Genomic DNA, 19,838 nt, shown 5'->3' with positions numbered 1-19,838 from the left:
TCCGTACTCTGTGTCTGCCCCTGCGAACCACAGGGAATAAGGGTTGAGGGGGTGGACTTACTTCTTCTTCTGCAGAACGCTCTGCGGATTGAGGTTGCCGATGCGGCCGCTCTCCGAGCCCGCGGCCGGATCGATCACCGCGTTGATCAGCGTCGGCTTACGGGATGCCATGGCCTCGTTGACGGCGCGCTTGAGCTCGTCCGGCGAGGTCGCATTCACGCCGACGCCGCCGAAGGCCTCCATCATCTTGTCGTAGCGCGCGCCCTTGACGAACACGGTCGTCGCCGGATCGGCGTTGACGCTGTTGACGTCGGTGCCGCGATAGATGCCGTCATTGTTGAAGATGACGACGCAGATCGGAAGGTTGTAGCGGCAGATGGTCTCGACCTCCATGCCGGAGAAGCCGAAGGCCGAGTCGCCTTCCACTGCCAGCACGGGATGGCCGGTCTCGAGCGCAGCGGCGATCGCCTGGCCCATGCCGATGCCCATTACGCCCCAGGTGCCGACGTCGAGACGCTTGCGCGGGCGGTACATGTCGATGACGCCGCGGGCGAGGTCGAGCGTGTTGGCGCCTTCGTTGACGAGGATCGCCTCGGGGTGATCCTTGATCACGTTCTTCAGCACGCCGAGCGCGCCGTGATAGTCCATCGGCGACTTGTTGTTCATCAGCTTCGGCGCCATCTTGGCGACGTTCTCGTCGCGCTTGGCCACGATGGCCTTGGTCCATTCGGCCGGCGGCGCGGTCCAGCCCGTTCCCATCGCCTGGTTGAAGGCGGAGACGACCGAGCCGATGTCGCCGACGACAGGCGCGACGATCTCGACGTTGGAGTCCATTTCCTTCGGCTCGATATCGACCTGGATGAACTTCTTCGGCGCCTCGCCCCAGCTCTTGCCCTTGCCATGCGAGAGCAGCCAGTTCAGCCGCGCGCCGATCAGCATGACGACGTCGGAGTCCTTCAGCACGGTCGAGCGAGCCGCGCCGGCGCATTGCGGATGCGTGTCGGGCAGCAGGCCCTTGGCCATGCTCATGGGGAGGAACGGCATGCCGCTCTTCTCGACGAAGCTCTTGATCTCTTCATCGGCCTGCGCATAGGCCGCGCCCTTGCCGAGGATGATGAGCGGACGCTTGGCGCTCTTGAGCACGTCGAGCGCGCGCTTGACCGACGCGGGCGAAGGGATCTGCGCGGGCGCCGCATCGATCACCTTGACCAGCGACTTCTGGCCGGCCTCGGCGTTCATCACCTGGCCGAACAGCTTGGCCGGCAGGTCGAGATAGACGCCGCCCGGACGGCCCGAGACCGCAGCGCGGATGGCGCGGGCAAAGCCGATGCCGATGTCCTGGGCGTGCAGCACGCGATAGGCCGCCTTGCACAACGGCTTCGCGATCGCGAGCTGGTCCATTTCCTCGTAGTCGCCCTGCTGCAGGTCGACGATCTCGCGCTCGGAGGAGCCCGAGACCAGGATCATCGGATAGCAGTTGGTGGTGGCGTGGGCGAGCGCGGTGAGACCATTGAGGAAGCCGGGCGCGGAGACGGTGAGGCAGACGCCGGGCTTCTTGGTGAGATAGCCGGCGATGCCTGCGGCGTAACCGGCGTTCTGCTCGTGGCGGAAGGAGATCACGCGAATGCCGGCGGCCTGCGCCATGCGGCCCAAATCCGTGATCGGGATGCCCGGCACATTATAGATGGTGTTGATGCCGTTCAGCTTGAGCGCGTCGATGACGAGATGGAAGCCATCCGTCAGTTCCTGCTCGGTGCCCGGTGCTTCGGACTTGGTCGCGGTGTTCAGCATGGGCCTTGTCTCCCTGGTCTCAAGGTAGGTGGGGCGAATGGTTCGCCCTTCTGGTGAATGTTGCTAGGTGAAGAGTTCCTGGCCGTGCGCTTCGACGTAAGCGGCGAGGCCAAGGGTGTGGTCGCGGGCGCGCTTCTCGGCGAGCTCGGTGTCGCGCGCTTCCAGTGCTTCGATCATGCCGAGATGCTCGGGCAGGGAGGTCGCAGTGCGGTCCTTGCGCCCGATCGTCAGCTGGCGATAGCCGCGCACGTGCAGCAGAAGGTCGTTGGTGAGATCGACCAGCACGGGGGATTCCGACAGCGAGATCAACGCCTGGTGGAAGGCGATGTTGGCCTTCGAATATTCCTCGACGTGATCCTCGGGCAAGCGGTCCTTGCCGAAATCCTTGAAATAGTCGCGCAGCGCCGTGATGTCTTTCTTGCGCGCGGTGGTGGTGATGAGGCGGGCCGCCATGCTCTCCAGCGCCGCCCAGGCGCGGATCATGTCGACGATCTCGCTCTTGGTCCGGCGCACCACCATGATGCCGCGGCGCGGCACGGTCTTCACGAAACCGTCCTGCTCGAGCATCGCGATCGCTTCGCGGATCGGCGTGCGGCTGACGCCCAGACGTTCGGACAATGCGCGCTCGTCCAGCATGACGGGCTCGGGCGTCGAATAGATGTCCATCTTGAGGATGGCTTCCTTCAAGGCGTCATACGCCTTGTTCTTGAAGCTGCTCTCCGGGGCAATACGAACGATTGCGATGTCTGCCTCGGCCATGTTCGGCAACGCCTTGGTTGGTTTCCGCAGTGACACGACGATTCTCCTCTGATGGGAGTCGTCTTTTACAGGAATATTTACTGGAAAGTTTTTGGCATACCACATGCCAGAATGTCAAGCTGGCTATTTTTTACGGCGTTATCGGTCCTGCTCTGGCTTGACAAGTTGGCTTCTGGCATACCAAATGCCATCGCTAGCCATTTTTGATCCAAGCTGGCGGAGTAATCAAGGCCTTTCGCCGCTCCGTTCCGCTAGGTGGAACAGAGCGCGGCGATGGCAAGTATCACGGGCAGCCGCATATGCGCGCTTTGCAAAGCAAGAACTGAAGGTCAAGGGAGAAGCTCATGTCCAATTCCAAAGACGTCGTCCGCAAGGTCCTTGACCAGGTCAAGGCCGACAAACGCACCAGCCTGACCGCCCCCGAAGGTAAGGTGGTCTGCGACGCCTACGGCATTCCGGTGCCGAAAGAGGGCGTGGCGAAGTCGGCCGGCGAGGCCGGCAAGATGGCGTCGTCGATGGGCTTCCCTGTCGTGATGAAGATCGTCTCGCCGGACATTCTCCACAAGACCGAGGCCGGCGGGGTCATTGTCGGCGTCAAGACGGCGGAGGATGCCGAGAAGGCCTATGAGACCATTCTCGGCAACGCCAAGAAGTACAAGGCCGATGTCAAGATCGAGGGCATCCAGGTGCAGCAGATGCTGGCCGGAGGCACTGAGGTCATCGTCGGCTCGATCACCGACGGCTCGTTCGGCAAGCTGGTCGCCTTCGGCCTCGGCGGCGTGCTGGTCGAGGTCTTGAAGGACATCACCTTCCGCCTCGCTCCGGCGACCAAGGAAGACGCGCTGTCGATGCTCGACGGCATCCAGGCGCACGAGATTCTGAAGGGCGTGCGCGGCGGCGAGCCGGTGAATCGCACCGCTCTGGCCGGCGTCATCGTCAAGGTCTCGCAGCTCGTCACCGATTTCCCTGAAATCGTCGAGCTCGACCTCAACCCTGTCTTCGCCACCGCCAAGGACGCGATTGCGGCTGACGTGCGCATCGTCGTCGACTTCGCTTACAAGCCCAAGCCGAAGCCGCGCCCGACCGAAGAGATTGTTGCGGCGATGAGCCGCATCATGCAGCCGAAGGCCGTCGCCGTAGTCGGCGCTTCAGCCGAGGATGGCAAGATCGGCAACTCCGTGATGAAGAACCTCATCAACGGCGGCTACAAGGGAGAGATCTATCCGATCCACCCCAAGGCCTCAGAGATCCTTGGCTACAAGGCTTATAAGAGCGTCAAGGACGTGCCTGGCGTGATCGACACGGCTGTGTTCGCGATTCCCGCGAAATTCGTGGCCGCGGCGCTCACCGAATGCGGTGAGAAGAAGATCCCCGGTGCGGTGCTGATCCCGTCGGGCTTCGCTGAAGCAGGCGCGCCGGAGCTTCAAGCCGAGATCGTCGAGGTCGGTAAGAAGTACGACATTCGCCTGATGGGGCCGAACATCTACGGCTTCTATTATACGCCTGCGAACCTCTGCGCGACCTTCTGCACGGCCTACGACGTGAAAGGCCACGCAGCGCTGTCGTCGCAGTCGGGCGGCATCGGCATGGCCATCATCGGCTTCTCGCGTTCGGCCAAGATGGGCGTCTCCGCGATCGTTGGTCTCGGCAACAAGTCCGACATCGACGAGGACGATCTGCTCGCCTTCTTCGAGCAGGATCCGAACACCAACTTGATCGCGCAGCACTGTGAAGACCTCAAGGACGGCCGCGCCTTCGCGGAAGCCGCCAAGCGCGTTTCCAAGAAGAAGCCTGTCGTCGTGCTCAAGGCCGGCCGCACCTCGGCCGGCGCCAAGGCGGCCTCGTCGCACACCGGCGCGCTCGCCGGCAACGACAAGATCTATGAGGACGTGCTGGCGCAGTCCGGCGTGATCCGCGCCCGCAGCCTGCGGCAGCTGCTCGAATTCGCTCGCGGCGTGCCGGTGCTGCCAACGCCGAAGGGCGAGAACGTGCTGATCATCACCGGTGCGGGCGGCTCGGGCGTCCTGCTGTCGGACTCCTGCGTCGACAACGGCCTGTCGCTGATGTCGATGCCGCCGGATCTGGACGCGGCCTTCCGCAAGTTCATCCCGCCGTTTGGCGCGGCCGGAAATCCTGTGGATATCACCGGCGGCGAGCCGCCGATCACCTACGTCAACACGGTGAAGCTCGGCCTGTCGGATGAGCGCATCCACTCGCTGATCCTCGGCTACTGGCATACCATCGTCACGCCGCCGATGGTGTTCGCCCGCAATATGGTTGAGGTGAAGAAGGAGATGGAGGCGAAGGGCTTTGTGAAGCCGATCGTCGCCTCCCTCGCCGGCGACGTCGAAGTCGAGGAAGCCGCCGAATATCTCTACCAGAACGGCATCCCGGCCTATGCTTACTCGACCGAACTGCCGGTCGAGGTGCTCGGCGCCAAGTACAAGTGGGCGCGCGGCGCAGGGCTGCTCTGAGACGAGATGCCGCTTCGGCATGATCCGGAGCGGATGGTTGTTCGCCTCTCCCGTACGCGGGGAGAGGTCGAATTGCGAAGCAATTCGGGTGAGGGGGAATCTCCGCGAGTTTCTTTGTCACCGTCCCCGTGGAAGCTCCCCCTCACCCCGATCCTCTCCCCGCAAGCGGGGCGAGGGAGAACGGTCAGGTCGCGATGAGCAAGAACGTGATCCGGCGCAAATCGCTCGAGCCTCGCTCTCCATCGGAGGCCGAGCCCGACGCGCGTGACGGCGGCGTGCAGTCTGTCGACCGCGCGCTGTCGATACTCGAAACACTGGCTGAGGACGACGAAGGCTATCGTCTCAGCGATCTCGCGGTCCGCACCGGGCTGTCGGCCTCGACCGTGCACCGCTTGCTGGCGACGCTCGAGAGCCGCCGCTTTGTGCAGTTCGACCGCGCCGAATCCAAATGGCATGTCGGCGTCCGCAGCTTCACCGTCGGCGCGAGCTTTGCGCGGCGCCGCAATTTCACGGCGCAGGCAATTCCCTATTTGCGCAAGCTGCGCGATCTCACCCGCGAGACCGCCAACCTTGCCGTGGTCGACGACGAATTCATCATCGTGCTGACCCGCATGGAAAGCCGCGAGATCATGCGCTCGCTGACCAAGGTCGGCGGTCGCGTTCCGATGGTGACGTCAGGCGTCGGCAAGGCGGTCCTTGCGACTTATTCCGACGATGACGTCGGCGCCGTCATCCGTCATCACGGCATGCCGAGACTCACGGAAAAGTCCATCGTACGGCCGAGCGATCTTTTCAAGGAGCTGGCAACGATCCGTAAGCAAGGTTACGCGGTGGATGACGAAGAGGCCGAGATGGGGCTGCGCTGCGTCGCGGCCGTAGTCTACAACGCGCTTGCGGAGCCGCTCGCCGCGATCTCGGTATCCGGCCTGACCAGCCGCGTCAGCGACGCTCGCCTGCCCGAGATCGGACGCGTCGTACGCGAAGTCGCGGCGGAACTGACGGTTGCGCTCGGGGGTGTCACCCCGGTGGTGAAACCGGCCTAAGCTGGGTTGGTGGTCCACCGTGCCCGTTGAAGGAAATCAGCTCTGGCGGCGGGGGCCTCGACATCGGTATACCAATCCACCGTTGTCGCGTCCTTTTGGGGAATGTCATGCCTTCCGAGCTCCGTTCGCCCCGTCTCGCTGTCCTGATCGATGCCGACAATGCTTCCGCAAAGATCGCGGATGGACTGTTCGCGGAGATTGCCAAGATCGGCGAGGCCAGCGTTCGCCGCATCTATGGCGACTTCTCCAATGCGCGATCCAGAGGCTGGGCCGACATCCTGTCGAAGCACGCCATCATACCGCAGCAGCAATTCGCCTATACGACGGGAAAGAATGCGTCGGACATAACCCTGGTCATTGACGCGATGGACCTGCTTCACAGCGGCCGGTTCGATGGCTTTTGCCTGGTGTCGTCCGACAGCGACTTCACCCGGCTTGCCGCCCGCATCCGGGAGCAGGGCGTCGATGTTTTTGGGTTCGGCGAACAGAAGACGCCGGAAAGCTTCAGGCAGGCCTGCCGGAGGTTCGTCTACACGGAGAACCTGCTTGCTGGCGCGGCGAACTCCCAGGATGCCGCCTCGAAATCCACGCCGCTCCAGCCCCCTGATGCGGCTGCGCCCATTATTAAGAAGGTCATCACCCAGATGGAGAGCGAAGACGGCTGGGTCACCCTTGGGGAAGTTGGCCGGCAGCTCGCAAACCTGGCCTCCGATTTCGATCCGAGGACCTTTGGCTTCCGCAAGCTGAGCGACCTTGTGCGAAAGACGAATTCGTTCGAAATCGATGAGCCGAAAGGCCGGTCGATGCGGATTCGGGTCAAGCCCGCTGCCGCAACACCGCCGAGAACGCGGAACCCGCGCAGAGCCGCAAGGTCGCGGACGGCAGGCGGCTCGCCGCCTAAGGCGTAAGCAGGGCGTGCCGTTATATTTGGGCTTGCCCGGCGTTTCGCAGGGCGTAACCATCGCTGGGCCGTAACGTTACGCGAGAGCCCCGATGTCCAAACTCACCCGATTTGCCGTTGCGCCGCTGCACGCAATGACACGCCGTCTCGCCGGTGTCGCCTCCGGGCGGCTCGCGCCCGACCTGGTCATCTCAGGCGCGCGGGTGCTCTCGACCTATTCGGAGCGGATCCATCCGGGACGCGAGGTCTGGATCACCGGCGGTCGGATCGCCGCGGTGAAGCCATCGGGCACGGCGAAAAGGATGTGGAGCGACGTGCCGCAGTATGACGCCGCCGGCGGCATCATCGCGCCGGGGCTGGTCGATCCGCACATCCACATCGAGTCCTCGATGGTGACGGCCTGTGCCTATGCCGAGGCCGCTTTGCTGAACGGCACCACCACGATATTCTGCGACAGCCACGAGATCGGCAATGTCATGGACGTCGCCGGCGTCGAGGCGATGCTGGAGGACGCGCGCGAGGCGCCGCTGTCGATCTTCTTGACGGTGCCGAGCACGGTGCCGGCGACTTCGGCGGAGCTGGAGACCGCCGGGGGAGACCTCACGCCCGACAAGATCGCCGGCCTGTTCGACCGCTGGCCTGAAGCGGTCGCGCTCGGCGAGAAGATGGATTTCGTGCCTGTCACGATGGGCGACGAGCGCAGCCACGCGATCCTGGCGGCGGCCCTGAAGCGCGGACGACCGGTGTCCGGCCATGTTTATGGCCGCGAATTCGTCGCGGCCTACGCGGCGTCGGGCGTCACCGATACGCATGAGGCGATCGACCGCGACATCGCCGACGATCTGCTCGATGCAGGCGTCTGGATCTTCCTGCGCGGCGGGCCGCCGACAACGCCCTGGCATTCGCTGCCGCAGGCGATCCGCACGATCACCGAACTCGGGGCCTCGCACAAGCGCACCGCCGTCTGCACCGACGACCGCGACGCCGACGACCTTCTGCTGTTCGGCCTCGACTGGGTGGTGCGCGAGGCGGTGAAGGCGGGGATGTCGCCGGAGCAGGCCTGGTCGATGGGTTCGCTGCACGGCGCCACCCGCTTCGGCATGGAGGGAGATATCGGCGGGCTCGGCGGCGGCCGCCGCGCCGATCTCGTGCTGATGGATGACAATCTCACGCCGCAATCGACCTGGTATGGCGGCGAACTCGTGGTCGAGAACCGCAAGATCACGCCGCGTCTCGATCAGGCGCTATCGCAGCGCTATCAATATCCGAAGGCGGCCTACGCGACCGTGAAGCTGCCGAGGAAAATCAGGCTGACGCCGGAGCTGCCGGCGAAGGCCTGCACCGTCAACGCCATCAAGACCGCGCTGCCGGGCATTACGCTGATCCATGAGAAGGTCGCGATCGAGCCCGCCAAGGACTGGCCAGAATTGTTCGCGCGCTACGGCATGTGCTTCGTCACCGTGGTCGAGCGCCACGGCAAGTCGGCCGGCAACGTCGCTTACGGCCTGCTGAAGGATTTCGGCTTGAAGCGCGGCGCGGTCGCCTCCAGCGTCGGCCATGACAGCCACAACCTCATCGTCGCCGGAACCAATGAGGCCGATATGCAGGTGGCGATATCAGCGATCGAGGAAAAGCAGGGCGGCGTCTGCGTCGTCGCCGACGGCGAGGTGCGGGCGCTGGTGCCGCTGCCCATCGCGGGACTGTTATCCGACAAGCGCGTTATCGAAGTGGCTGAAGAGGTCAAGGTGTTGAAGAAGGAATGGGCCGGGGCCGGCTGCACCATTCCCTACATGGGCTTCAATCTGATTCCGCTATCGGTCATTCCGGAAATTCGCATCACCGACAAGGGCCTCGTGCTGGTGCCGCAGATGGAGCTGGCGCCGCTGTTCGAGTAAGCAGCTTTCACGCATGGCTCGATCTAACCGATTGAGACCGCCGTGTTTTTCCAGCGGCTGCCGCATCGTGGAAAATATAATCGATCTCGTTGAGATCGCATCCCGCGCGTCCGATGATCTCGCTCGCTGACGCAACTTGAGCGAGGTCCGATATGGCGAAGATGCGAGCCGTCGATGCAGCCGTGCGAATCCTGGAGAAGGAGGGCATCTCGACCGCCTTCGGTGTTCCCGGGGCTGCAATCAATCCGCTTTACTCGGCGCTGAAGAAGCGCGGCTCTATCCGCCACATCCTGGCGCGGCATGTCGAGGGTGCCTCGCACATGGCTGAGGGCTATACGCGGGCCCAGGCCGGCAATATCGGCGTCTGCATCGGCACCTCGGGGCCGGCCGGCACCGACATGATCACGGGGCTCTATTCGGCGATCGCCGATTCCATTCCGATCCTCTGCATCACCGGACAGGCGCCACGCGCGCGGCTCTACAAGGAAGACTTTCAGGCCGTCGACATCGAGTCGATCGCAAAGCCGGTGACGAAATGGGCAGTGACCGTGCGCGAGCCGGCACTGGTGCCGCGTGTGTTCAGCCAGGCCTTTCATGTGATGCGCTCGGGCCGGCCGGGGCCGGTGCTGATCGACATGCCGCTCGACGTGCAGCTCGCCGAGATCGAGTTCGACGACGAAACTTATGAGCCGCTGCCGGTCTACAAGCCCACCGCCACGCGCAAGCAGGTCGAGAAAGCACTGGAGATGCTCAACGCCGCCGAGCGGCCGCTGATCGTCGCGGGCGGGGGCATCATCAATGCCGACGCTTCGGACCTGCTGGTCGAATTCGCCGAGATCGCGAATGTCCCGGTCGTGCCGACGTTGATGGGATGGGGCGCGATCCCCGACGATCACGTGCTGATGGCTGGCATGGTCGGCCTCCAGACCAGCCATCGCTATGGCAACGCCACGCTGCTGGAGTCCGATTTCGTGCTCGGCATCGGCAATCGCTGGGCCAACAGGCACACCGGCTCGGTCGAGACCTACACCAAGGGCCGCACCTTCGTGCATGTCGATATCGAGCCGACCCAGATCGGCCGCGTCTTCAACCCCGATCTCGGCATCGTTTCGGACGCGAAGGCCGCGCTCGAACTCTTCGTTTCCGTCGCCAGGGAGTGGCGACGCTCCGGCAGGCTCCGCGAGCGCCAGGCGTGGCCCGCGGCCTGCCGCGATCGCAAGAAGACCATGCTGCGCAAGAGCCATTTCGACAACGTCCCGATCAAGCCGCAGCGCGTCTACGAGGAGATGAACAAGGCGTTCGGCCGCGACACCACCTATGTCACCGTGATCGGCCTGTCGCAGATCGCCGGCGCACAGTTCCTCGGTGTCTACAAGCCGCGCAACTGGATCAATGCGGGGCAGGCGGGGCCGCTCGGCTGGACCTTGCCGGCAGCGCTCGGCGTGCGCGCGGCGTGCCCGGATCGTGACATCGTCGCGCTCTCCGGCGACTACGATTTCCAGTTCCTGATCGAGGAGCTCGCGGTCGGGGCGCAGTTCAATCTGCCCTATATCCACGTCGTCGTGAACAATTCCTATCTCGGCCTGATCCGCCAGGCCCAGCGCGGCTTCGAGATGGATTATCATGTCCAGCTCTCGTTCGAGAACATCAACGCGCCGGAGATCGGCGTCTACGGTGTCGACCATGTCGCGGTCGCCGAAGGCCTCGGCTGCAAGGCGATCCGGGTCACCGATCCCAAGGACACGCAGGCCGCGTTCGCGACCGCGCGCGAATTGATGAAGAAGCATCGCGTGCCCGTGGTGGTCGAGTTCATCCTCGAACGCGTCACCAACATTGCGATGGGCACCGAGATCGACAACATCGTCGAGTTCGAGGAAGTGCTGGACTTGCCGCTCGATGAGGTCGGGGTTACGCGGCCCGGCGTTTTGCAGCCGGCAGAATAGGGGACAGTAACATGCCGAAATTCGCGGCTAACCTCACCATGCTCTTCAACGAGATGCCGTTCATCGACCGCTTCGCCGCGGCGAAGGCGGCAGGCTTTGCCGGGGTCGAGTATCTCTTTCCCTACGACTTCGACAAGGCGCAGCTCCGCGAACAGCTGGAGGCTCACGGACTGAGCCAGGTGCTGCACAATCTGCCCGCCGGCAATTGGGCCGCCGGCGAGCGCGGCATCGCGATCATGCCCGATCGCACCTCCGAATTCCGCGATGGCGTGTTCCGTGCCATTGACTATGCCAAGGCGCTCGATTGCGAGCAGCTCAATTGCCTCGTCGGCATTGCGCCTGTCGACGCCGATCCGCGTGAGCTGCAGGAGACCCTGGTCGGCAATCTCCGCTTTGCCGCCTCGACGCTGGCCCGCGAGAACATCAAGCTGCTGGTCGAGCCGATCAACACGCTCGACATCCCCGGCTTCTTCCTCAATGGCACCGAGCAGGCGATCCAGCTCATCTCCGAGGTGCGGTCGAACAATCTGTTCGTCCAGTACGACATCTATCACATGCAGATCATGGAGGGCGATCTCGCCCGCACCATGCAGGAATATCTGCCTGAGATCGCCCACATCCAGCTCGCCGACAATCCCGGCCGACACGAGCCCGGCACTGGGGAAATCAACTACCCCTTCCTGTTCCGCCATCTCGACGCGATCGGCTATCGCGGTTGGATCGGCTGCGAATACAAGCCGCGCACCACGACGCTGGAAGGCCTGTCGTGGCACGCCGCGCAGACATTTGAGACCTGAGGATATCAAGACATGATCGACATCGGCTTCATCGGACTTGGCACTATGGGGCGGCCAATGGCCGGCCATCTCTTGGCCGCGGGCCATCGCGTATTCCTGCATGACGTCGCGCCAGTCGGGCCGGAGCTGATCGCGGCTGGCGGCGTCCCTTGCAAATCGGCCAAGGAGGTCGCGGAGGAGGCGGATGTCGTCATCATCATGGTGCCTGATACCCCGCATGTGGAGGCGGTGCTGTTCGGCAAGGACGGTGTCGCGAGCGGCATTTCCAAGGGCCAGATCGTCGTCGACATGAGCTCGATTTCGCCGCTGGCGACCAAGGAGTTCGCGAAGAAGATCGAGGCGCTCGGCGCGGATTATCTTGACGCGCCGGTGTCGGGCGGAGAGGTCGGCGCCAAGGCGGCGAGCCTCACCATCATGGTCGGCGGGCCCGAACGCGCCTTTGGCACCATGAAGCCGATCTTCGACAAGATGGGCAAGAACGTCACGCATGTCGGCGCCAATGGCGACGGCCAGACGACCAAGGTCGCCAACCAGATCATCGTGGCATTGACGATCGAGGCGGTGAGCGAAGCGCTGCTGTTCGCTTCCAAGGCCGGTGCCGATCCAGCGCTGGTGCGCAAGGCGCTGATGGGCGGCTTTGCCTCGTCGCGGATTCTCGAAGTGCATGGCGAGCGCATGGTGAAGCGCAATTTCGATCCGGGCTTCCGAATCGAACTGCACCAGAAGGATCTGAACCTTGCGCTCGAAGGCGCGCGCGCTCTCGGCCTCTCACTGCCGAGCACGGCGGTCGCGCAGCAATTGTTTTCGTCCTGTACCGCACATGGCGGCAAGGGCTGGGATCATTCGGCCATGGTACGAGCGCTGGAACTGATGGCGGGTCACGAGATCGCCGCAGCCTGAATTGTTACGCGGTAACAGTCGCGGTGTTGATGTGGGTTTCATCGCGCGGGAACCGGAACAATGCTCCGGCCCCGCGGTTGATGGCGCACAACAACACTGGAGAGCGTGGATATGAAGACCCGTCTTGTGATCTCGTTGGCTGCTGCGTCGCTGCTGGCGTCGAGTGCAGCCTTTGCTCAGTCGACGACCGAAGAAGGCGCCAGGAACGGCGCACGCACGGGCGGCGAAGTCGGCGGCCCAATCGGCGCGATGGTTGGCGGTACCGTGGGTGCGGCCGTCGGCGCTGGCCTCGAAATTCCGAATGCGATCCTCGGCGGCATCCCGCGCGATGATTCTGTCGTGGTCCAGGAGCGCGTCGTGGTAGGTGAGCCGCTACCCCCGACCGTTGTGCTGCGTCCGGTACCGAATTACACCCAGTATCGCTACGCCGTGGTGAATGATCGCCGGGTGATCGTCGAGCCGCGCACACGCCGGGTGATCAAGATCATCGACTGATCGGCGCGATAAGGATTTTGAAGAAAGAGGGCCCTGCGGAGCGTCGCTGCGCAGGGCCTCAACTTGTCAGGGCCGAGCCTGCCCGAAACCGGGTCATGACCCAATCGATGACGGCCGCGAGCGCGAAGCCGATACAGGCAGTGCCGGCATCGACGAGAAAATCCTCCAGCCGCGCATGGCGTCCGGGCGCCCAGAGCTGCATCAGTTCGAGCAGGCCAATCAGCACGACCGCGACGGCCGCCACTGACAGGCGGCGCTGCCGATAGGCGAGGCCGAAGGCCAGCCCGACCAGGAGGAAGGCAAGCGCATGCTCGCCGTCCTGGCTGAGGTCGGAATGGGGACGCAGGCTCGGAGGCCCGAGCGTTGCAAAGGTCACGGCGGCGGCGAGCAGCCAGGCAAAGGCGCGAACAAGAATGGACATCCGCACCGCTTAGCACGGATCGGCCGAGGCCTGTCTCGGGATGCGGATCAGATCGCCGTGTAGTTAATGACGAAATGTTAAAGCGGCTCGCGCACGCCGAGGCCGTGCATGAAGCGCTCCCGGATCTGCACGGGATCCCGGCGGGTGGTGCCGACGCCGGGTTTGTCGTCGATGCGCAGCGCAATCAGGCTCGGCGCGTCAACCGACATGGCCTGGTCGACCAGCCGTTCGAAATCCTCTTCGTCCGCGGCCCATGCGCTGTTGGTGAGTCCCGAGCCCAGTGCAATCGCGACGAGATCGGCGACGCCCGCAGCCGGCGTCGGCTGCGCTCCAGTGATCTGGTAGATGCCGTTGTCCATGACGATCATGATGAGGTTCTTCGGCTTCAAGGCCGCGATCGTCGAGAGCGTGCCGAGCTGCATCAGCAGTGAGCCGTCACCTTCCAAAGCAAAGACGCGTCGATCGGGCTGCGCCAGCGCCACGCCGAGCGCGATCGGGAAGGCGAGCCCCATGCTGCCCAGCATGTAGAAATTCTGCGGACGATGGCCGGCGGCCCAGAGGTCGAAATTGGTGTTGCCGATGCCGCCGATCACCGCTTCCTCGTGCTTTAGTTTTGCGATCAGGCGCGAGGTGATGTCGAACCGGTTCATCACTTTGGTGTTGCGCGTGTCCATGGCGGCGCTCACTTGTCGAAGACCTTGCCGCCCGTGAGCAGCGGGTTGAGGATCAGCGCCACCGGTGCCTGTGTGGTGACGGCTTGCTTGATCGAACGGTCGGCGATGAATTCGAGCTCGTCGAGCCTGGTAATGGTGTGGTGCTCCAGCGCCAGCGAATCCAGCACAGGGCGCATGGTGCGGCAGACCAGCGACTGGCCGTAATTGAATTCGCCAAGCGTGCCGCGCTCGGATACGAACATGATCAGCGGGATTTGGTAGGGCACCGCGAGTGAGGCGAGCGTGTTGGCCAGCGTTGCGAAGCCCGAGGTCTGCATCAGCACTGCGCCCCGCCGGCCTCCCATCCAGGCGCCAGAGACGATGCCGACGGCCTCTTCCTCGCGGGCGGTGGCAAAGGTCGTGAAGAAAGGATCGGCGTGCAGATTCTTGATCAGCGGCGTCAACACCCGGTCGGGCACGTAGGGGATCAGGCTGATCTCGTTCCGCTTCAGGGTTTGCAGGACGATGCCATGCCAGCTCTTGTCGCCGGATGCCTGCATCGAACTATGCTGCTCCGCACCAGCCATTGCGTTCTCCCTTGCGCCGCGCATGCTTCTTCTTTGGCCGTCGTGGCGTTTGTCGAACTTGACGGAGCGGACGGGATTGTCAACATGTCCAGGCCAGCACCGTGATCTGCGCCAGACGGGCTGCCGTGGCCGGCATCGCCATGCCATAAGCGGGATAATGAGGAACAGGAGGAACGCCAGGAGAGGGGCGCGCGTGGCGCTGACCTTGCGAACCTCCGTGAGAGAGCCGGAAGGGTCCTGATGTCGGTCAACAGCAAGCGTGTCTTCTACGTCAAATACCTGGCCAACCCTGTGTACATCGACATCCTGAAGGCGCGGTCCGACGTGCGGCTCGACCGCATCGAGAACGAGAGCCCCGAGGATTTTTACGCCCCGATCCTGGGCGCGGCGCATGTGTATCAGATCGGTGCCGCGCGCGACGAGCTGGCGCCGCATTTCCATGTCGACGCCGCCCTCCTGAAGCGCACCCCAAACCTGCTCCTGGTCTCCAGCAACGGCGCGGGCTTCGACCCTGTCGACGTCGAAGCCTGCACGGATGCGGGCGTGCTGGTCGTCAACCAGTCCGGCGGCAACGCGCATTCGGTGGCCGAGCATGCGCTGGCGATGATGCTGACCCTGTCCAAGCGTATCATCCAGTCGGATCGCCGGCTGCGCCGCGAGGCCAATGTCAATCGGAACGAGCTCGTCGGCAACGAGGTCGAGCACAAGACCGTCGGCATCATCGGTCTCGGCAATGTCGGCCGCCGCATCGCCGCGCTTTGCAAGGGCCTGCTCGGCATGAAGGTGCTGGCTTACGATCCCTACCTCTCGAAGGAAGTGATGGCCGAGCGGGGCGGCGAGAAGGTCGAGCTTGACGAATTGCTGCGTCGGGCCGATTTCGTCTCTATCTCATGCCCGCTGAACAAGGGCAGCCGCAACATGATCAGCGTGCGCGAATTCGGCCTGATGCAGCCGCACGCCTATTTCATCACCACTGCGCGCGGCTTCATCCACGACGAGGATGCGCTGCTCCAGGCGCTCCGCGACAAGCGCATCGCCGGTGCCGGTCTCGACGTCTGGTCCAAGGAGCCGCCGCCGCCGGAGCATCCGCTGCTGCAGTTCGACAACGTGCTGGCGAGCCCGCACACCGCGGGTGTGACGATCGAAGCGCGCCAGAACATGGGTCGCATCGCGGCCGAGCAGGTGCTGGAGACGCTCGACGGCAAACGCCCGCCGCGCATCATCAATCCCGAGGTCTGGCCCGTCTATGCCGAGCGCTTCAGGCAGGCCTTTGGCGTGACGCCGGGGTAGGGGCGTGAAGCGCTGCCGGCGCAGGTTACCTGGATGACAACAGAACGCGACGGATTTTACCGATTGCGTCAGTGAACGCGTATGACTTGTCCTGTAGATCAGGGTCCATGAGCATCCTCTCGATTGCGACGTCAGGACTGTCTGCGGCGAGCCTGCGCGCGAACGTAGCCGCGAGCAACATTGCCAATGTCCGCACGACTGGGCCGCTGCCCGCGTCAAGCGGTTCGGGCAGTGGCGGCAGTTCGAGCACGAGTTCGACTTATCCCGCAGCCTATGTGCCGCTGCGAGTCGATCAGGTCTCTCAATCGAGCGGCTCGACGCCGGGCGGTACTGCCGCGACCGTGTCGACGGTGTCGCCGAGCTATGCCGCACAATCCGACCCAAGCGCTCCCTTCGCAAACCAGGACGGCCTGGTCGCTGCGCCTGACGTCGATCTTGCTGACCAATTCGTCCAGCTGGCGACCGCAAAATACAGCTTCATGGCCAACGCCAAGGTCATTCAGGCCTATTCCGAGACGGAAAAGTCCCTGCTCGACATCATGGCGTGATTGCTGACGGACGGTATCGACGGACGCATCGGTGGCAGGAACCGACGCGTTGCCTTGATCCAGCTCAAAATCTTCCTCCCCCATCCGGCCTAAATGGGATTAAAGTGCTGCCGGGGCAGCAGGAGGTCCCATGTCAACTTTTGTCGTCAGGTTCATGAAGGACGTGCTCGGGGAGTGCGGCCGGCAGAGCGAAGTTTGTCAGGGTACGCTCGAGATCGACGCTATCGACGAGATCGAGGCCACGGAGCGGGCGAAGGCAAAATTCTGCAAGGACCAGGCGTTGCATCACTGGTCGCTGCATGCCGATCGCATCCAGGTCAGACCGTCCGATTTTCCGTCGTGAGGGCTAGCGGCCCGGTGCCGTGACAGGCGGGGGTGCCGTCGTCCCCGCGCCGAGCGAACGTTGCACCATGACGGTGTCGGACCAGCGGCCGTGGCGATAGGCGACGCCGCAGAGCAGCCCAGCGCGCCCGAAACCGAACCTTTCGTGCAATGCCAGCGAGGGTGCGTTGTCAGCATCGATATAGCCGATCAGCTGGCGGAAACCCGCCGCAGCACACGTATCGATCATTGCCCCGAGCAGGAGCCGTCCGACGCCGCGGCCGAGATGGTCGTGGTGGACGTAGATGGAGTGCTTGGCCGTGTAGCGATAGGCCGGGCGCTTGCGAAACAGCACTGCATAGGCATAGCCGACGACCTCTCCGCGCCAGGTGGCGACCAGATGCGGCAGGCGGGTCTGCTTCAAATTCCTGCGCCGGTCGCGAAGATCGTCGGGCTCCGGCGCGCCGGTTCCCTCGACGTCGCGGGGCACGCCATTGCGGACGTGATGGCGATAGATCGCCAGCATCGCCTCGACATCGCTCTCGCGTGACGGCCGAATCAGGACCGGCTCGTCGTCGGTGCGTGCAATCGCTGTCTCGTTCATCGGCTCGGCTCGGCAACGACGTAGGTATAGAGCCCGATGCGGCCCTTGGCATCGATCTCCTTGTAGACGCCCTGGATTTCGACATCGAAGCCTGGGAAGGTATTGAAGCAGGTCTCGAACATCTTGAGATAATCGATCATGGGCTTGGCCCGTTCCGTCAGCCGCTCGCCGGGGACGATGGTGGCGATGCCGGGCGGATAGACCACGAAAGGCGTGGTGGCGATGCGGCCGGCGATTGCCTCAATCGGCAGATAGTCGACGTCGTTCTTGAACAGATAGCGGGCAGCATCGCGCGGCGACATGGCGATCTCAGGCATGTGCTCGGGCATGAACTGTCGTGCTTGGAGGGCGCTGACATTGGCATCCCGAAAGAAGCGGTGCATCTCGCCGCAGAGGTCGCGTAGCCGCACGCCGGCATAGCGCGCCTGACGCCGCTGGTAGAATTCCGGAATCGCGTCGCCCAGCAGCGCATTGTCGTCGTGTAGCTTCTTGAAGGCGACGAGACCGGAGATCAAGGTGCCAGCCTTGCTCGCCTCGACGCCGGGGGTCAGCAGGAAGAGGAGGGAGTTGAGGTCGTTCTTCTCTGGCACGATGCGGTTTTCGCGTAAGTATTGCGCGACGACCGGGGCGGGGATGCCGTGCTCGGCATAGGCGCCGGTGGTGCGGTCGAAGCCGGGGGTGAGCAGCGTCAGCTTATTCGGATCGGTCATGGCAAAGCCCTCGGCCATACCGGGAAAGCCGTGCCAGGTGCTGTCGGGACCGAGCTGCCAGAGCGCGGGATTGGTGGCGAGCTCGTCGGTCGACAGCGTCTCCCAGGCGACGTTGTGCGCAGCGCCTGGGCGACTGACATCGGGGATGGCGACTCGATCCGGCACGAACGGTTCGAAGAACCAGCGCCGGTCCGAATTCTGCTCCTTCTCCTCGAACTCGCGGCGCATCGCGCGGATTTTTTTCCGCAGCTCGATGCCGAGGCGGATCGTGTCGTCCCACAGCACTTCGCCGGAGCGGCCTTTCATCATCTGCGCGCCGACATCGAGCGAGGCAAACAGCGGATAGAACGGCGAGGTCGAGGCGTGTTGCATGAAACTTTCGTTGAAGCGGCGGTGCTCGACGCGCCGTTTCTGGCCGCGGATGTGGCGGTCCTTGATGTGGATCTGGGAGGCCTGCGAGAAGCTCGCGAGCTGCTTGTGGGTCGACTGCGTCGCGATGATGCCGGGCGCCTCCGGCGGAAGGTTGGCGAGACCCATGGCGAAACGGCCGGTATAGAGCGGGTGGAATTTCATGAAGCCGGCCCAGGCCTCGTCGAACAGAATGTATTCGCAGAGATGGCCGATGCGCTTCAGGATCATTTCGGCATTGTGGATCGTGCCGTCATAGGTGCACTGCTCGACCACAGCGACGCGGAACGGCCGCTCCTTGCGCCAGGCGTCCTTGTCCGTCACCAGCGGGTGATTGCGGATGGTCTCACGCAGAGCCTTCTCGTCGAGCATATCCCAGCGCATTGGGCCGATCAGGCCCCAGGCATTGCGAATGGTGGGAACATAGACCGGGATGCCGCCGCCGATCATCAGCGCGCCGTGATGGGCGGCCTTGTGGTTGTTGCGGTCGAACAGCACGAGATCGCCGTCGGTGACGAGCGCGCCGAGCGCAACCTTGTTCGAGGTCGAGGTGCCGTTGAGCACGAAATAGGTCTTTTCCGCGCCGAAGATCTGCGCCGCCTCCTTCTGCGCCTTCAGCGCCGGTCCCTCATGGGTGAGGAGGTCGCCGAGGTCGAGCACAGAATTGTCGAGGTCGTCGCGGAACACGGATTCGCCGAGATGCTCGACGAACACTCGGCCGATCGGGCTGCGGTTGTAGAACACGCCGCCATTGTGGCCCGGACAGGTCCAGAGCTGGTTGCCTTCCTCGGCATAATCGACCAGCGCCCCGAAGAACGGCGTCTTCAGCGTCTCGGCATATTGTTTCAGCCGGCTGATCAGGTTCTTGGCGATGAAGGGCGGGGTCTCTTCCGACAGGAAGACATAGCCATCGATGAAGTCGAGCAGTTCGACCGGCAAATCCTCGAAGCGCTTGCGCCGGATCAAAAGAATGATCGGGAAATCGAGACCCCGCCGCCGCATCAAATTGATCAGCGCCGAGGTCTTGCCCTCAAGACCCTTCTTGCCCCAGTCCACCACCATGCAGCCGATCGCGGCATCGGTCTGCACCGCGATCTCGGCGTCTTCCAGCTTGCGGGCCCGGACCACCTCGAAGCCCGAGCGCTGGATCTCCTCGATGATCTGGTTGAAGCGGAGACCTTCCAGGTCGTCGGCGTCGAACACAGGTGCGGCGAACAGGAAGTTGAAGCGCTTGAAATAGTCCATGGCATGTCCCGAATGTGCAGAGACAGACAGGTCTCTGCACATTCGATGACAGT

The 19,838-nt window shown here is 63.6% G+C and carries 18 protein-coding genes; 11 read left to right on the top strand and 7 right to left on the bottom strand.

What is annotated here, in order from left to right; translation table 11 throughout:
* Nucleotides 1-57: 57 nt before the first annotated feature.
* Together oxc and L6637_RS07925 are read right to left on the bottom strand one after the other, a co-directional pair.
* Nucleotides 58-1,791 (bottom strand): oxalyl-CoA decarboxylase, encoded by a 1,734-nt coding sequence (oxc, locus tag L6637_RS07930; protein ID WP_237869883.1) that lies wholly within the window; start codon nucleotides 1,789-1,791, stop codon nucleotides 58-60.
* Nucleotides 1,792-1,854: 63 nt separating this feature from the next.
* Nucleotides 1,855-2,550, bottom strand: coding sequence for a GntR family transcriptional regulator (locus L6637_RS07925; protein ID WP_164933761.1), 696 nt, complete (start codon nucleotides 2,548-2,550; stop codon nucleotides 1,855-1,857).
* Between the two features lie 344 nt (nucleotides 2,551-2,894).
* Here L6637_RS07925 and L6637_RS07920 point away from each other — a divergent pair, with 344 nt between their 5' ends.
* The 8 genes from L6637_RS07920 (at nucleotide 2,895) to L6637_RS07885 (ending at nucleotide 12,998) form a co-directional block, all read left to right on the top strand.
* Nucleotides 2,895-5,024: an acetate--CoA ligase family protein gene (locus L6637_RS07920; protein ID WP_237869881.1), complete on the top strand. Its 2,130-nt coding sequence runs from the start codon at nucleotides 2,895-2,897 to the stop codon at nucleotides 5,022-5,024.
* A 194-nt stretch (nucleotides 5,025-5,218) separates the two neighbouring features.
* Nucleotides 5,219-6,067 (top strand): IclR family transcriptional regulator, encoded by an 849-nt coding sequence (locus tag L6637_RS07915; protein WP_237869879.1) that lies wholly within the window; start codon nucleotides 5,219-5,221, stop codon nucleotides 6,065-6,067.
* A 107-nt stretch (nucleotides 6,068-6,174) separates the two neighbouring features.
* Nucleotides 6,175-6,975 carry an NYN domain-containing protein gene (locus L6637_RS07910; RefSeq protein WP_237859220.1) on the top strand — a complete coding sequence of 267 codons (801 nt, stop codon included), beginning with the start codon at nucleotides 6,175-6,177 and terminating at the stop codon, nucleotides 6,973-6,975.
* Between the two features lie 85 nt (nucleotides 6,976-7,060).
* Entirely contained in the window at nucleotides 7,061-8,863 is a 1,803-nt protein-coding gene (locus L6637_RS07905; protein WP_237869877.1) for an adenine deaminase C-terminal domain-containing protein, read from the top strand.
* 152 nt (nucleotides 8,864-9,015) lie between these two features.
* The gene (gcl, locus tag L6637_RS07900) at nucleotides 9,016-10,806 is read left to right on the top strand and encodes a glyoxylate carboligase (protein WP_237869875.1); all 1,791 of its coding nucleotides are present in this window, start codon (nucleotides 9,016-9,018) and stop codon (nucleotides 10,804-10,806) included.
* An 11-nt stretch (nucleotides 10,807-10,817) separates the two neighbouring features.
* Nucleotides 10,818-11,603, top strand: coding sequence for a hydroxypyruvate isomerase (gene hyi, locus L6637_RS07895; RefSeq protein WP_237859217.1), 786 nt, complete (start codon nucleotides 10,818-10,820; stop codon nucleotides 11,601-11,603).
* A 12-nt stretch (nucleotides 11,604-11,615) separates the two neighbouring features.
* Complete coding sequence (locus tag L6637_RS07890) at nucleotides 11,616-12,503, top strand: 2-hydroxy-3-oxopropionate reductase (RefSeq protein WP_237859216.1); 888 nt, start codon at nucleotides 11,616-11,618, stop codon at nucleotides 12,501-12,503.
* 111 nt (nucleotides 12,504-12,614) lie between these two features.
* Nucleotides 12,615-12,998 carry a DUF1236 domain-containing protein gene (locus tag L6637_RS07885; protein WP_128952734.1) on the top strand — a complete coding sequence of 128 codons (384 nt, stop codon included), beginning with the start codon at nucleotides 12,615-12,617 and terminating at the stop codon, nucleotides 12,996-12,998.
* Nucleotides 12,999-13,056: 58 nt separating this feature from the next.
* Here the strand turns inward: L6637_RS07885 and L6637_RS07880 are convergent, their stop codons facing one another.
* From L6637_RS07880 to L6637_RS07870, 3 genes are all read right to left on the bottom strand, one after another.
* Nucleotides 13,057-13,419, bottom strand: a complete 363-nt coding sequence (locus L6637_RS07880; protein ID WP_237859215.1) for a VanZ family protein — start codon at nucleotides 13,417-13,419, stop codon at nucleotides 13,057-13,059.
* 77 nt (nucleotides 13,420-13,496) lie between these two features.
* Nucleotides 13,497-14,093, bottom strand: a complete 597-nt coding sequence (locus tag L6637_RS07875) for a thiamine pyrophosphate-dependent enzyme (protein WP_237869873.1) — start codon at nucleotides 14,091-14,093, stop codon at nucleotides 13,497-13,499.
* A gap of 8 nt (nucleotides 14,094-14,101) precedes the next feature.
* Entirely contained in the window at nucleotides 14,102-14,659 is a 558-nt protein-coding gene (locus tag L6637_RS07870; protein ID WP_237859211.1) for a thiamine pyrophosphate-binding protein, read from the bottom strand.
* Nucleotides 14,660-14,899: 240 nt separating this feature from the next.
* Between L6637_RS07870 and L6637_RS07865 the strand changes: the two genes are divergently transcribed.
* The 3 genes from L6637_RS07865 (at nucleotide 14,900) to L6637_RS07855 (ending at nucleotide 16,840) form a co-directional block, all read left to right on the top strand.
* Complete coding sequence (locus tag L6637_RS07865) at nucleotides 14,900-15,949, top strand: hydroxyacid dehydrogenase (RefSeq protein ID WP_237859209.1); 1,050 nt, start codon at nucleotides 14,900-14,902, stop codon at nucleotides 15,947-15,949.
* Nucleotides 15,950-16,056: 107 nt separating this feature from the next.
* Nucleotides 16,057-16,497 carry a flagellar basal body rod protein FlgC gene (locus tag L6637_RS07860; protein WP_237869871.1) on the top strand — a complete coding sequence of 147 codons (441 nt, stop codon included), beginning with the start codon at nucleotides 16,057-16,059 and terminating at the stop codon, nucleotides 16,495-16,497.
* A 130-nt stretch (nucleotides 16,498-16,627) separates the two neighbouring features.
* Complete coding sequence (locus tag L6637_RS07855; RefSeq protein ID WP_237869869.1) at nucleotides 16,628-16,840, top strand: hypothetical protein; 213 nt, start codon at nucleotides 16,628-16,630, stop codon at nucleotides 16,838-16,840.
* 3 nt (nucleotides 16,841-16,843) lie between these two features.
* On the opposite strand, the gene L6637_RS07850 is transcribed toward L6637_RS07855, so the two are convergent.
* Together L6637_RS07850 and L6637_RS07845 are read right to left on the bottom strand one after the other, a co-directional pair.
* A complete protein-coding gene (locus L6637_RS07850) occupies nucleotides 16,844-17,422 on the bottom strand; it encodes a GNAT family N-acetyltransferase (protein WP_237859203.1) in 579 nt (192 codons plus the stop codon).
* Nucleotides 17,419-19,785: an Orn/Lys/Arg family decarboxylase gene (locus tag L6637_RS07845; RefSeq protein WP_237869867.1), complete on the bottom strand. Its 2,367-nt coding sequence runs from the start codon at nucleotides 19,783-19,785 to the stop codon at nucleotides 17,419-17,421. Before L6637_RS07845 ends, L6637_RS07850 begins: the two co-directional genes overlap by 4 nt.
* Between the last annotated feature and the right edge of the window lie 53 nt (nucleotides 19,786-19,838).

The sequence above is a fragment of the Bradyrhizobium zhengyangense genome, from assembly GCF_022012435.1.
In the GTDB taxonomy this organism is placed as follows: Bacteria; Pseudomonadota; Alphaproteobacteria; order Rhizobiales; family Xanthobacteraceae; genus Bradyrhizobium; species Bradyrhizobium zhengyangense.
This window is presented reverse-complemented; position numbering and strand designations above follow the sequence as displayed.

Coding starts and splice junctions, on each gene's coding strand:
- L6637_RS07910 (WP_237859220.1), top strand. CDS start 6,175: ATGCCTTCCGAGCTCCGTTCGCCCCGTCTCGCTGTCCTGATCGATGCC.
- L6637_RS07880 (WP_237859215.1), bottom strand. CDS start 13,419: ATGTCCATTCTTGTTCGCGCCTTTGCCTGGCTGCTCGCCGCCGCCGTG.
- L6637_RS07865 (WP_237859209.1), top strand. CDS start 14,900: ATGTCGGTCAACAGCAAGCGTGTCTTCTACGTCAAATACCTGGCCAAC.
- L6637_RS07870 (WP_237859211.1), bottom strand. CDS start 14,659: ATGGCTGGTGCGGAGCAGCATAGTTCGATGCAGGCATCCGGCGACAAG.
- L6637_RS07890 (WP_237859216.1), top strand. CDS start 11,616: ATGATCGACATCGGCTTCATCGGACTTGGCACTATGGGGCGGCCAATG.
- L6637_RS07925 (WP_164933761.1), bottom strand. CDS start 2,550: ATGGCCGAGGCAGACATCGCAATCGTTCGTATTGCCCCGGAGAGCAGC.
- gcl (WP_237869875.1), top strand. CDS start 9,016: ATGGCGAAGATGCGAGCCGTCGATGCAGCCGTGCGAATCCTGGAGAAG.
- L6637_RS07885 (WP_128952734.1), top strand. CDS start 12,615: ATGAAGACCCGTCTTGTGATCTCGTTGGCTGCTGCGTCGCTGCTGGCG.
- L6637_RS07920 (WP_237869881.1), top strand. CDS start 2,895: ATGTCCAATTCCAAAGACGTCGTCCGCAAGGTCCTTGACCAGGTCAAG.
- L6637_RS07845 (WP_237869867.1), bottom strand. CDS start 19,785: ATGGACTATTTCAAGCGCTTCAACTTCCTGTTCGCCGCACCTGTGTTC.
- L6637_RS07915 (WP_237869879.1), top strand. CDS start 5,219: ATGAGCAAGAACGTGATCCGGCGCAAATCGCTCGAGCCTCGCTCTCCA.
- oxc (WP_237869883.1), bottom strand. CDS start 1,791: ATGCTGAACACCGCGACCAAGTCCGAAGCACCGGGCACCGAGCAGGAA.
- L6637_RS07855 (WP_237869869.1), top strand. CDS start 16,628: ATGTCAACTTTTGTCGTCAGGTTCATGAAGGACGTGCTCGGGGAGTGC.
- hyi (WP_237859217.1), top strand. CDS start 10,818: ATGCCGAAATTCGCGGCTAACCTCACCATGCTCTTCAACGAGATGCCG.
- L6637_RS07850 (WP_237859203.1), bottom strand. CDS start 17,422: ATGAACGAGACAGCGATTGCACGCACCGACGACGAGCCGGTCCTGATT.
- L6637_RS07905 (WP_237869877.1), top strand. CDS start 7,061: ATGTCCAAACTCACCCGATTTGCCGTTGCGCCGCTGCACGCAATGACA.
- L6637_RS07875 (WP_237869873.1), bottom strand. CDS start 14,093: ATGGACACGCGCAACACCAAAGTGATGAACCGGTTCGACATCACCTCG.
- L6637_RS07860 (WP_237869871.1), top strand. CDS start 16,057: ATGAGCATCCTCTCGATTGCGACGTCAGGACTGTCTGCGGCGAGCCTG.